The sequence below is a fragment of the Synechococcus sp. PH41509 genome (assembly GCF_020514285.1).
In the GTDB taxonomy this organism is placed as follows: Bacteria; Cyanobacteriota; Cyanobacteriia; order PCC-6307; family Cyanobiaceae; genus Parasynechococcus.
The window spans coordinates 1-12,407 of the sequence record NZ_VTLD01000001.1 but is presented as its reverse complement, the minus strand read 5'-3'; the positions used below and the strand labels follow the sequence as shown (position 1 = coordinate 12,407).

General features: G+C 61.0%; 11 protein-coding genes and 1 rRNA gene. 7 read left to right on the top strand and 5 right to left on the bottom strand.

Translation table 11 applies throughout. The features are described from left to right. Positions 1-25 precede the first annotated feature (25 nt). Positions 26-118, top strand: a complete 93-nt coding sequence (locus FZZ88_RS00060; RefSeq protein ID WP_115025429.1) for a cytochrome B6 — start codon at positions 26-28, stop codon at positions 116-118. Here FZZ88_RS00060 and FZZ88_RS00055 read toward each other — a convergent pair. Both FZZ88_RS00055 and rimO read right to left on the bottom strand, forming a co-directional pair. Then, positions 111-1,334: an MFS transporter gene (locus FZZ88_RS00055; protein WP_166018527.1), complete on the bottom strand. Its 1,224-nt coding sequence runs from the start codon at positions 1,332-1,334 to the stop codon at positions 111-113. The two genes, FZZ88_RS00060 and FZZ88_RS00055, sit on opposite strands and share 8 nt — an antisense overlap. Continuing rightward, positions 1,331-2,707, bottom strand: coding sequence for a 30S ribosomal protein S12 methylthiotransferase RimO (gene rimO, locus FZZ88_RS00050; RefSeq protein WP_166018529.1), 1,377 nt, complete (start codon positions 2,705-2,707; stop codon positions 1,331-1,333). The genes FZZ88_RS00055 and rimO overlap by 4 nt, the downstream gene beginning before the upstream one ends. Before the next feature lie 85 nt (positions 2,708-2,792). Between rimO and FZZ88_RS00045 the strand changes: the two genes are divergently transcribed. Further along, entirely contained in the window at positions 2,793-3,722 is a 930-nt protein-coding gene (locus FZZ88_RS00045; protein ID WP_166018531.1) for a vitamin K epoxide reductase family protein, read from the top strand. A 1-nt stretch (position 3,723) separates the two neighbouring features. Here FZZ88_RS00045 and nadB read toward each other — a convergent pair whose 3' ends face one another. The 3 genes from nadB to FZZ88_RS00030 all read right to left on the bottom strand — a co-directional run bounded on the left by nadB (position 3,724) and on the right by FZZ88_RS00030 (position 6,683). Continuing rightward, on the bottom strand, positions 3,724-5,382 hold the full coding sequence (nadB, locus tag FZZ88_RS00040; protein WP_166018534.1) for an L-aspartate oxidase: 1,659 nt from the start codon (positions 5,380-5,382) through the stop codon (positions 3,724-3,726). Positions 5,383-5,452: 70 nt separating this feature from the next. Then, positions 5,453-5,860 carry a photosystem II complex extrinsic protein PsbU gene (gene psbU / locus FZZ88_RS00035; RefSeq protein WP_166018536.1) on the bottom strand — a complete coding sequence of 136 codons (408 nt, stop codon included), beginning with the start codon at positions 5,858-5,860 and terminating at the stop codon, positions 5,453-5,455. Positions 5,861-5,972: 112 nt separating this feature from the next. Further along, positions 5,973-6,683 (bottom strand): DUF3120 domain-containing protein, encoded by a 711-nt coding sequence (locus FZZ88_RS00030; RefSeq protein WP_166018538.1) that lies wholly within the window; start codon positions 6,681-6,683, stop codon positions 5,973-5,975. 111 nt (positions 6,684-6,794) lie between these two features. Between FZZ88_RS00030 and FZZ88_RS00025 the strand changes: the two genes are divergently transcribed. From FZZ88_RS00025 to FZZ88_RS00005, 5 genes are all read left to right on the top strand, one after another. Continuing rightward, complete coding sequence (locus tag FZZ88_RS00025) at positions 6,795-7,658, top strand: undecaprenyl-diphosphate phosphatase (RefSeq protein ID WP_166018540.1); 864 nt, start codon at positions 6,795-6,797, stop codon at positions 7,656-7,658. Positions 7,659-7,677: 19 nt separating this feature from the next. After that, positions 7,678-9,075, top strand: coding sequence for a TIGR03279 family radical SAM protein (locus FZZ88_RS00020; RefSeq protein WP_166018542.1), 1,398 nt, complete (start codon positions 7,678-7,680; stop codon positions 9,073-9,075). A 25-nt stretch (positions 9,076-9,100) separates the two neighbouring features. After that, positions 9,101-10,888, top strand: a complete 1,788-nt coding sequence (locus tag FZZ88_RS00015; RefSeq protein WP_166018544.1) for a TolC family protein — start codon at positions 9,101-9,103, stop codon at positions 10,886-10,888. After that, entirely contained in the window at positions 10,882-11,685 is an 804-nt protein-coding gene (locus FZZ88_RS00010) for an inositol monophosphatase family protein (protein WP_166018546.1), read from the top strand. Before FZZ88_RS00015 ends, FZZ88_RS00010 begins: the two co-directional genes overlap by 7 nt. Before the next feature lie 607 nt (positions 11,686-12,292). Then, a 16S ribosomal RNA gene (locus FZZ88_RS00005) occupies positions 12,293-12,407 on the top strand; the annotation flags it as partial.

Below are 12,407 nucleotides of genomic sequence, written 5' to 3'. Positions count from 1 at the left end.
ATAGTGGTCACCTCAGTACTTGCACATGGGCGTCGGCATCTATCTCGGCCTGGTTGGTTCCGGTCTGGTGACGGCTTTTGTGCTCACCAAGATCCTCAAGGGAATCAAGCTCATCTGAGCTGTTCCAGACGCTTCGCTCCTCGTTTTCGCATCCAGAGCACAGCCACAGCAGCGCTGAGGCCTCCGGTGAGAGCGAATGCCGTTGACAAGTTGGTGATCATCACCAGTAGTGCCACCAGCAATCCACTGAGTCCGCCTCCGCCCAGGAAGGCGATCTGGCTTAGGCCTGCCATGCGACCACGCATCACCTGCGGTGAGCCGATTTGACTGATCAGGTTGCAGCTGCTCAGCAGCCCTGCTGTGCCGGTGCCGATCAGGAAGGCCATGGCCAGGCTGAAGCTCGGCCCCGGAGTAGAGGCCATCCCCAGCTGACCCAACGCTGTGATCAGTCCGAAGCCCCCCAGGGTGAGGAACGGGCGCCTGCAGAAGCGCTGGCTGTTGCGCTGCAGCACCACACCGCCCACGATGCTTCCGCCCGCCAGAACGCTGGTGAACAGGCCCAGATCCGTGGGCTTGTCCCCCAGCTGATCGAAGGCGATCAACGGGGCTAGCCCAGGGTGATAGAAGCCAATCAGGCAGAGAACCGCGGTGAAACTGAGCACCCCCTGCAGGGTGCTGCCGCAGTGGCGCCAGGCGTTGAGCAGGCTGGCGTCCTTGCCGCCGCTGCTGCGCACCTCCAGAGCCCGATTCGGGTTCAGCAGAAACATCACGCTGGCAATCGGCATCAGGTAGCTGGCCGCATCAATCCCCAGGGCCCAGGCTGGGCCCGTGGCCGCCAGCAACCAGCCGCCGATCGGGGGACCCACCAGTTTTCCCACGTTGAACACCACCGAAAAGCTGGTGAGGTAACCCGCCAATTGTTCTGGCCGTTCCACCAGGATCGAGCAGTACTTGTTGCGGGCCGTCAGCTCATAGGCGCCGGCGATGCCCACCAGCAGGGTGCTGCAGAGCAGAAGCAGCACCTGGGGTGTGCCCTCCAAGAGAGGAATGGCCAGTGCCCCCAGGCCCGAGGCGGCCAGCAGCGCCCATTGCGCCTGCACCAGCACCCCTTCACAGCCCACGCGGTCGGTGCGCACTCCCGCTGGTCCGCTCACCAGAAGGGTCGGCAGCGACAGTGCGGCGAAGTTCAGAGCCAGCACGAAGGGATCCACGCCCCCTTTCATCAGGATCCAGCCCTTGGCGGTGATGCCGGCGAAAGACCCTGCTGTGCTGACGCCAGAGGCGATCAGAAAAAGCTGGCGCTGCTGCTCGGCCCGCAGTTTGAGAAGGGTCAACCCTGGCGTCTCGCTGCGGCCACCATGGCGCGGGCACCGACAATTCGCCCGCTGAGGTCATAGATGTCGGCTCCGGTGATCTCCACCGGCACCAGGCTGCCGGGTGCGGCCTGTTGACCGTCTGCGCCGGTCTGGACCCGCACTTCGCCGTCCACCTCTGGAGCAAAACGAGCGCACCGGCCGATCATCTCGCCGGTCTGGGGGTTGTGCTGTTCAATCAGGACGTCCACGGTGCGGCCCACCCAGCGGCTGTTGCGTTCCGCCGAAATCGGTTGCTGCAGCGCCATCAGGGCATCCTTGCGGGCCTGGGCCAGCTCTGGATCGACGTGATCGGGCAGGTCGGCTGCTGCGGTGCCGTCCTCTGGCGAGAACGTGAACACTCCCACATGATCGAAGCGCTGGCGCTCAAGGAAACCCATCAGGTGCTGAAAATGCTCCTCGGTTTCACCTGGGAAGCCCACGATCAACGTGGTGCGCAGCACCGCGTCGGGGAGTTGCTCGCGGATCTGATCCAGCAGGCGGTCGTTCACATCCGCCTGCCAGGGGCGGTTCATCGACCGCAGCACCTCTGGATGGCTGTGCTGCAACGGCAGATCGAGATAAGGCACAACATTCGGCACGTCCCGGTATGCCGCCAGCACATCCGGGGTCAGGCCGGTGGGATAGGCGTAGTGCACCCGGATCCAGGGGATCTCCACCTCCCCTAGGGCCCGAAGCAGCTCCGCCAGCTTGGGTTTGCCGTAGAGGTCGAGCCCGTAGTTGGTTGTGATCTGGCTGATCAGGATCAGCTCCTGCACTCCCTGCTCCGCCAATTGGTGGGCTTCAGCCACGATCGATTCAATCGGCCGGCTGCGCTGATCTCCCCGCAGCTTCGGAATGATGCAGAAGGCGCAGCGGTAGTCGCAGCCCTCAGCCACCTTGAGGAAGGCCACGGCCTGATCGGTGGTGCGCTGGCGCGGAAGATGTTCATCGCCGACAAAGGTGGGCACGGCGCTGACTTGGTTGACCCGCTCCCCTGCTTCCACCCGCTGCAGCACGTCAACGATGTGCTGGTAATCGCCGGTTCCCACAATGGCCTTGGCTTCCGGAATCGACTCCAGTAATTCCTCCTGGAAATGCTGGGCCAGGCATCCCGCGATGATCAGCTCCTTGCCCTGTTCTGCCAGTCCCACCAGGGTTCGCACCGATTCCTCGCGGGCGTCCTGGATGAAGCTGCAGGTGTTTACCACCACCACGGCGGCATCGCTTTCATCGGTGCTAACGCCATAGCCCGCTTCCGCCAGCAGCCCCACCATGTGTTCGGTGTCGACCCGATTCTTTTCGCACCCCAGGTGGGCGAACGCGACCGTCGGTTTTGTCGGGGTGCTTGTCATCACGTCGCCGGCAGGCCATCTCTCAGCCTACGAAGCGGCTTGATCACGCTGGAACTGACAGAATTCGAATACTTGAAGATCAAGGATGGGCACCACCCGTCTCGTTAGCCGTCGACGCCAGGATTCCGGCGCGAAATGGGCCCGCATCGCCATGGCGGTGCTGGCCACTGCGGGGCTGATCGACACCGGTTCGATCACCCTCAAGCGCTGGGGCCTGCTCGGCAACCTCACCTGTCCGATGGGGGCTGACGGTTGCGACAAGGTGCTCAATAGCGCCTGGGGGACGGTCTTCGCTGAGATTCCTCTTTCGCTGATTGGGGTGCTGGCCTATGGCGCCGTGCTGCTGATGGCGCTTCTGCCCTTGTTGCCAGGTCTGCAAGAAAACAAGGCCGATCTTTCGCGTCGCACCTGGTGGGGCCTGTTCACGGTGTCCCTGGCGATGGCCGTCTTCAGCGGTGTGCTGCTGGGCGTGATGCTGCTCAAGATTCAGGCGTTCTGTTTCTTCTGCGTTCTCTCCGCGGCTCTGTCCCTGGCGTTGTTGGTGCTCTCCATCGTTGGAGGCGGCTGGGAGGATCTGAGTCAGCTGCTGTTCCGTGGGGTGCTCCTGGCCCTGGCCGTGCTGCTGGGGGGCTTGATTTGGGCGTCAGTGGTCGATCCCAATCGGCCCGAGACTGTGGCCAGCGGCACCGGCGTTGCTCCGCTTGTCACGACCGAGAGCACGCCTGCGTCGATTGCCTTGGCCGAGCACCTCACCAGCAGTGGCGCGGTGATGTATTCCGCTTACTGGTGCCCCCATTGCCATGACCAGAAGGAGCTTTTCGGCAAGCAGGCTTCCGATCAGCTCAAGGTGGTTGAGTGCGCGCCGGATGGTGAAAACAATCAGGCTGACCTCTGCCGCAGCAAAGGATTAGAGGGCTTCCCCAGCTGGGAGATCAATGGCAGCGTCGACTCCGGCGTGAAAGGGCTCGACACCCTGGCGGAACTCAGCGGCTACGAGGGCAACACCGACTTTTAAATCAAGGGCGCACGGCTCGGGTGAAGATGCCCTGCTCTCGTTGCTGCCTGGAATGCTGCCGCCATTGCGGCAGCGGCGCGGGAGCATCGCTTCGGTAATGACCGCCTCGGCTTTCGCCGCGAAACAGACATGCCTCCAGCATCAGACGGCTGGTTAACAGCCGGTGGTGCAGATCCAGCAACAGGTTCAGATCGCGTCGGCTGCTTTCCGCCAGCAGGCGCGGGGCACAGGGGTCTGCCCGCAGCAAGGTCTGAAGCAGAGCCTGCTGCTCCAGACGCTGCTCGTCCTCCTTGACCTTGGTGAGGGCCTGGCGCAGTCCGGTGGCGGACCGCTCCACACCCGCCCGCCGCCAGCAGAGCTGTCGCAGCTGTTCGATCGCGTCGATCAGCTGCGAACTACTGCTCCCGTCCAGGTCGAGCTCGAGGGGTTGGGCTGTGCCGGTGGTAGGTGTCGGCAGGGCTGGCCCGAGCTCGATCTCCTTGAGTCGATGGGCGAACACCAGGCACTCCATCAGGGAGTTGCTGGCCAGACGGTTGGCCCCATGCAGGCCTGTGCAGGCCACCTCCCCCACGGCATAAAGCCCCGGCAGTGTGGTGGCGGCCTGCAGATCCGTGGCGACTCCTCCCATCCAGTAGTGGGCAGCCGGGGCTACGGGAATCGGCCGTTCCAAGGGATTGAGTCCGAGTTCATCGCAGCGGTCCAGGATTGTTGGGAAGCGTCGCTCGGCTTGGTCGCGCGGGATGGCGGCGAAGTCCAGCCACATCTGTTTCACCTGCTGCCGCTGCATGGCTTGCATTAAGGCGCGGCTCACCTGATCCCGTGGTGAGAGGTCGCGTTGGCGCAGATGGGCCACAGGGCTGCCCCCGAGGGAATCCACCAGCACTCCACCTTCACCGCGCACGGCTTCGGAGATCAGAAAGCAGGGGGCGTCATCCAGGCGGATGGCCGTGGGATGGAATTGCACGAATTCCAGATCCTCCACTGCAGCTCCCGCTTGCCAGGCCAGGGCGATGCCCTCGCCGCAGGCCTGGGCAGGGTTGGTGGTATTGGCGAACAGATGGCCGCCCCCGCCGCTGGCCAGCACCACGGCGCGGGCTTCGATGCCGTGAAGATTCGCCCCATCCAGCACCTGCACGCCACAGCAGCGCCTATCGCGCACCAGCAGCTGGGTCACCCGGACGCCGCGGCGGTGCAGCAATCCCGGCCGTTGCTCGACACGATCCCGCAGCACATCCACAAGAGCCCGTCCGGTTCGGTCTTGCACATGCAGGACTCGCCGGTGGCTGTGGGCTGCTTCCAGGGTGGTGGCAAGACCTTCTTGATCCCGGTCAAAGGCCATGCCCAGCTGGTCAAGTCGCTCCACGCAATGCGGCGCCTCCTGCACCAGCAGTCGGACTGCATCGCCATCGCAGAGATCAGCTCCGGCCAGAACGGTGTCCTCGGCATGGCTGTCGGCGCTGTCCTCCTTCCGCGTCACCGCAGCAATGCCGCCCTGGGCCCAGCGGCTGGAGGAACGCCGCCCCGTGTTGCGGTTGAGCAGTAAGACCTTCAGCTCTGGGGGCAGATCAAGGCAGGTCATCAACCCAGCTGCCCCGGCACCGATCACCACCACGTCCCAGGGACCTGAGGGGATGGGATCAGAGCTGCGGGGCTGGGCCATCAGGAGACAAAAAAACCGCCGGTGGTCCGGCGGTTCAGGCAGTCACAGGCATTGTGACGGGATTAAAAGATCAGCGGTACTGGCCGTCATTGATGCGGTCGTCGCCCTCATTCAGAGCAATGGAGGGGGGTGTGACAGTGAAGTTGTCGCGGTACTTGGCAAACAGCTCCTGCTGACGATCAGTCAGGTCGAGCGACAGAACGTCGTCAACGCTGTTGTAGGGGCCGCCCAGAACGATTTTCCCGGCCATGGTCGGATACATACCAGGGAATTGCTGGAAGCGACGCACGGAGGAATTGTTGAGGTCGACCTTGCCTTCACGTTCCGCGATCTTGTCGTCCACAACGTTGCGGATCTCGTTGCCGGAATACTTGCTGCGAAGGTCGTCGTCGGCATAAACGCTGTTGGGAAGCACAAGGCCTGCCATCAGACTTGCCATCACCAGTGCGCCGGTCAGCCAGCTCAGAAGCCGCTTCATCTCAACTCTCGATCAGGGGTCAGAACGGGACGACCGGCGTTGCCGGCTCGGGAAGACTACAAGTCGTTGCCCCTTTCAACCCTCTGGTTTGCCGCAGCTTTTGCAGTTCGTTTCACTCGATCAGCCCGCTGAGCCCGGGCTGCAGCAAAGCCGAGAGCAGGAATAATCCGTCTACCCAAAGGGTTGTGATCAACACAGCGGCTGCCATGGCTCCGGTGTCGCCGTTGGAATTGCTGTTATTCGGATTCAGTCGGCGTCCGACAACCATGACCAGCGCAGCAGCTATCACCAGGGTGGCCATGGGCAGGGGCTGCAGCAGATGCAGGCCCGCTTGATGCAGCAGCAGAGGAGCTTGATCTAAGGAAGCCGTCACCACTGCAGGCCAGAACTGCATCACGCCGGTGGCCGCCATGGCCAGGTCGGTGCAGGCTGTACCCAGCAGGGATGACAAATAAAACGTTGCCGCCAGCCGCCAGCGTCCCTGCAGGCCACCCAAGGCAACAGGCACAGCAAAGGCTTCCACGGGCAGGTGAAGCACTGGATGAGCCCGCAGCCAACCCCAGAAAATGCAGCCCGCAAGCCAACTTCCGCTGAAACCAACGAGAAGCGAACCCAGGTCGGATGCCGTCTGGGAGCGGCTCTGATGCAACACCAGGCCGGCTGCAATCAGAACACCCGTGAAAAGGGTTGCTGAGAAAGGATCCAGACGAACCCAAGGTGCCTGCAGAAACACAGGCAGCACCACCATTGCTGCAGCGATGCGCGCGACCGGAAAGGACGACGACCGTGCGGAGGCTGAGGTTTGCCAGGTGCCGCCGATCAAATCCTTTTTATGAAGAAAGTCACGGAACCTTAGAAGACATCTTCAAGTGACGCGGCCGACATCCCTGCCTTACTGGCCGGGGATACCGTCAAGGCGACATCTGTTGTCTCGATGGCGGACCCCGCTGCATCCATAACCCTGCTTGAGGCCTGCTGGCGTGATCTGCTGCTGGGAGTGGTGCAGGGACTCACTGAATTTTTGCCGATCAGCAGCACCGCTCATCTAAAGGTTGTGCCTGTGCTCTTGGGTTGGGGCGACCCTGGCGTCTCCGTAACCGCCGCGATTCAACTGGGCAGCATCGTTGCCGTGATCGTCTATTTCCGCAGCGATCTCAGTCAGGTGCTGCGGGGAATCAGTCGCGCCATTCGCCATGGTCAGTGGCGGGAACCGGAGGCGCGTCTTGGGCTCGCCATGGCTGTGGGAACCCTGCCGATCCTGGTGGTCGGGCTGGGCATCAAATTCTTCTGGGCTCAGGGTTACGAACAGTCGCCCCTGCGCAGTGTTCTTTCCATTGCGATCGTCTCGATCGTGATGGCTTTGTTGCTTGCTTTGGCGGAACGGGCTGGGACCCGTCGTAAGCAGCTCCCGGATGTTTCAGGGCGTGATGGCTTGGTGGTGGGTGTGGCGCAGGCGTTGGCGTTGATTCCAGGGGTGTCCCGTTCTGGCAGCACCCTCACAGCTGCCCTATTCGATGGTTGGCAGCGGGCCGACGCCGCACGCTTCTCTTTTCTGCTGGGCATTCCCGCGATCACGATTGCGGGGTTGGTGGAACTCAAGGATGCTTTGGATGCCAGTGCTGGCAACGGCCCCCTGCCGTTGTTGGTAGGCATTTTTTCAGCTGCCTTGGTGTCCTGGCTGGCGATTGATTGGTTGCTGAAGTTCCTGCAGCGCAATAGCACCTGGATCTTTGTTGCCTACCGGCTGCTGTTCGGTCTGCTTCTGCTGGTCTGGTGGGGCGCTCACGGCGCACACTGAGTTCAGATGAAGTCGGCTTGTGTGGAATGAGCCTTCCGCTGGAGTTGCCGTAGCAGCTCTGGATCCAACCAGCAGTGGCCGCCAACCGCAGCCAGCCGTGGTGGCGTCCGTTGAGGCCGGCTCGATCGGGGAGGAGCTGGGTTTCGAGCCAGGCGATCAGTTGCTCAGCATCAATGGCATTCGACCACGAGATCTGATCGATTACCGCTACCTCTGCGTGGATGAGGAGCTTTGCCTTGAGGTGCGTGATGCAGCGGGTGCTCTGCATCGAGTGGAGCTGGAAAAGGAGGCTGATGATGGTCTCGGCCTGGCCTTCACCGAGGCCCTGTTTGATGGTTTGCGTCAGTGCAACAACAACTGTCCGTTCTGTTTCATCGATCAGCAGCCCCCGGGCCGGCGCGACAGCCTTTATCTAAAAGACGATGATTATCGGCTGAGCTTTCTCTATGGCTCCTATCTGACCCTCACCAATCTGGGAGACGCCGATTGGCAGCGGATTGAGGAGCAGCGTTTATCCCCCTTGTTTGTATCGGTGCATGCCACGGAGCCCGACCTGCGCTCCCGGCTGCTGGTGAACCCGCGTGCTGCCCAGGTGATGGATCAGCTCGCCTGGTTTGACCAGCGGGATCTGCAGATTCATGCCCAGGTTGTGGTCTGCCCCGGGCTTAATGACGGTCCTGCCCTGGAGAGGACACTCAACGACCTGGCGTCCTTCGCATCTGGCCCCTGGCCGGCGGTGCTGTCCGCAGCGGTGGTGCCGGTGGGGCTTACCCGGTTCAGGCCGGCTGAAGATGGCCTTGTTCCTGTGGATCCGGCCTGTGCCCGGCAGGTGATTGCCCAGGTGGAACCCATGCAGCAGAACTTCCAGGCGGCCTTGGGCACCCGCTTTGCCTGGCTCTCTGATGAGTGGTACTTGATGGCTGGGTTGCCGTTGCCGCCTCGGGATGACTACGAGGATCTTCCGCAGCAGGAGAACGGCGTGGGCAGCATTCGCGCCTTCCTCGAAGCTCTGGATGCCGCGACTGAAGACCTGCCCAGCGCGGTTCCGCAGCCCCGTCGTTGCAGCTGGGTGGTGGGTCAGATCGTGGCCCAGGCATTGCAGCCCGTGGCCGAACGGTTGAATGGCGTTGATGGTGTTGAGTTTCACCTGATCGGACTGCCGAGTCCCTATTGGGGGCAGGACCAAGTGGTCACCGGACTGCTGACAGGACAGGATCTGCTCAGTGGGTTGCAGGGGCGAGATCTTGGCGATGAGCTGTTGCTGCCGTCAGTGATGTTGCGGCAGGGCCAGCCCGTGTTCCTCGATGACATGACCCTGGAGTCCCTGGCTGCGCAGCTGCCGGTCCCCATCCGGATTGTGCATGGGGCGGCTGACGTCGTGGCCTCAGTTCTGAGTGTCGTAGGAAAAAGTCCCTAAGCTCCGCCAAAGGTTTTTGTTTGCTGTGCGCCGGATCACCGCGAGTATCTGTCTCGTTGCGGGCGTCGTCTCCACCGGTGTTCCCTCTGCACTCAGCGAGGAGAAGGCTCAGTCTGAGTCGGCGTTGGTCGACCAGACCACGCTTCCCGATGCGATCGAGTTGAAAGGAGCACGCCCCAAGGCCGATCCATCTGTCGTTGCTCCAGCGGTGGATTCCCTTTCACCATCCCTTGAGCCTCTGACTGCTCCCCCCAGTCTTGCTCTCCCAAATGAGCCGTCTCAGGTGCGCATTCATGAGTTGCGTCCGCTCACCCTGGAGGAAGCTCTTCAGTTAGCCGAGTTCAACAGCCCGAAACTCAAGGCTGCTGCAAGCCAGGTGGATCAGCTCAAGTCTGCACTCCGAGCAGCGATTGCAGCTTGGTACCCCACTGTCGAACTCTCGGCCAGTGGTCTCCCTCAATATTTCAAGTCGTACTCCTACCAAAATCCAGATTTCGTCCCAGATCGAGTGGTGCAGAAACCCACGGGTCAAATCAACCCCGCAACTGGTGAGGAGATAACTCGTCCCGAGACACGAGATGGATACAACGAGCGCTACGGCCGCGAATGGCGGGCCAACGTCAGCCTTCAGGTGAGCTGGGATCTGATCAATCCGGCGCGCGTTCCCGAGATCGCTGCAGCCCGTGATCAATTTGAGCGGGCGGGCGATTCCTATTTGATTGCTTTGCGTGATCTTCGTTTGGATGCGGCAACTGCCTACTTCGAACTTCAGGAAGCTGATGAGGGGGTGCGCATTGGCCAGGCTTCTGTGAAGGCTTCCTTGGTCAGTCTTCGCGATGCGCGGGCTCGCTTCAACGCAGGTGTGAACACGAAGCTGGAGGTTTTGGAGGCGGAGACCCAACTTGCGCGTGACCGCAACATCCTCACGACCAAACTCGGCAATCAGGATGTGCAGCGTCGCAAGCTCGCTTCGCTGCTCGACCTTCCGCAGGACATCACCCCAACCGCTGCATCACCTTCGCGACCTTTGGGTCTCTGGGAGCCCTCACTGCAGGAAAGCATCGTGGCTGCGTACAACTACCGCGAAGAGCTTGATCAATTAATCCTCGATATCTCCATCAACAACAGCCGAGCTAATGCGTCTCTTGCCGCTGTTCAGCCTGTCCTTCGCTTTGTGAACTCCACCACGGCATCGCGTACGGAAGGGCAGAGCGGTCAGACCTCGCTCAGTGACATTGATATGGGCGATTTCACGTACGGCATTCAGAACAGCACGGCGCTGACGGCGAACTGGCGTCTGTTTGATGGCGGCCGTGCACGGGCCCAATACAGACGCTCCAAGCAGGCCGCTGAAGAAAGCCGGTTCAAATTCGCCAGCACCCGTGATCAGATCCGCCTGGAGGTGGAGCGGAGCTTCTTCAGCCTGCGGACGGCAATCCAGAAGATCGACACCACAGCCAGCGAGGTCCTTTCATCCCGCGAATCTCTGCGTTTGTCGCAGTTGCGGGTTCAGGCAGGCGTCAGCACCCAGAGGGAAGTTGTTAACAACCAGCGGGATGTCACCCAAGCAGAGCTGAAATATGCCCAGGCGATCCGCGAATACAACACCAATTTGGCGCAGCTGAGGCGCCGAACTGGGTTGGATGCATTGGTGGCATGCAATGCGGTGTCGTTGCCGGCGACCAAGCCGGTACCCGATCAAGCACCGATTCCGATTGAGCCAACGCCGCTCAAGTCCGCTTGTCCATCGGTAGCTTCCGCAGGTTCGACGGTGAATCAGACTGAGAGCAGTCCTTTACAGCCTCTGTGGTGACGTTGGTGCTCAGTGACGATCAACTGAGCTCCGTTCATCTGTTGCTGGATCGCATCCGTGCTCGTCAGCTTCAGGACTTTGGCCAGATCGGTTCCGATGTGAAGCCCGATGGTTCCTTGATCACCGACTGTGACCGCTGGAGTGATGCTTCTCTGGTTGAGGGCTTGTCCAGCATTGCCCCTGGGGAGGGCGTCCTGAGCGAGGAAGGATCCAAAACAGTCCCGAACAGCAGGGCGTACTGGGTGGTGGATCCTTTGGATGGGACCACCAATTTTGCTGCTGGCATTCCCTATTGGGCGATTTCCGTGGCGCGTTTTGTTGACGGCCGACCCAGTGAGGTCTTTCTGGATGTGCCAGCACTGGGGCAACGCTTTGTTGCTCTGCGTGGCCGCGGCGCCACCCGAAATAACCAACCGCTCACGTCTGAGACCCGAGCGTTGGCGACCAGTGCCTGCGTTTCGCTTTGCAGCCGTTCGATCCGTGTGCTGCAGCGCAAACCTCATCAGCGCTTCCCTGGAAAGATTCGCTTGCTTGGTGTTGCCAGCCTCAATCTGGTGAGCGTGGCGATGGGGCAGACCATCGCTTCACTAGAGGCCACTCCCAAGATCTGGGATTTGGCTGCGTCCTGGTTGGTGCTCGACGAACTCGGTTGTCCAATTCGCTGGTTGGATGCGGATCCAGCGCAGCTCTCTCCGGGTGAGGACGTTGCTGAAAGGGGTTTCCCCATGCTGGCGGCAGGTTCATGGGCCCATCTGGCGCGTTTCCTTCCTTGGGGAGAGGCTCTGGTACAGCGCTGAAGCTTGTTAGTTGCGATAGGGAGAGATGTGGTGTTATGGTTTTGTCTTGCGCGGGAGCCGAGAGGCGAGCGCGCAAGCCGAAGCGCTGAAGGCGAAAGCCTTGATGTGTCTTAGGCGACTTACAAGATCAAGAGGGAGCGATCCCACGGTGTTGTAAGTTCATCAAGCGGCCGTGAAGGCCGCGATGACCAGCCAACCGAACTCCTGAGAGGGAGTGCAGCGAGGTTTGGTCGCACCTGGACAATCGAAAAGTTTAGGAACTGACGCTTTCATCGCGTTTGGTTCTGAGCCGAACTGAAAGGTGAGGTGAGGAGCCGAATGAAAGAGCGATGAAGGTGTGAGGTCCCGTCAAAAAATTCGTTGCGTCGAAGCAATTCGCTGCAACGGGAAGGTTTTCACGAACCTTCTTGTTGTGGGTGTGCGAATTGTGGAGCAACAACCGGATCTGAGATCCCGGAAAGTCATTGAAAGAGAAATCTAGAGATGCACTCTTAAGAACCCTTTTTGTGTCAGCGAAGAGGAGGCCTCAACTGTTGCCAGATTGATCTGAGTAATGGGTGACGCAAATCATTTTGAGGGAGCGAGAGCTTCTAAAAGGAAATGATCTACAACGGAGAGTTTGATCCTGGCTCAGGATGAACGCTGGCGGCGTGCTTAACACATGCAAGTCGAACGAACCTTCGGGTTAGTGGCGGACGGGTGAGTAACGCGTGAGAATCTGC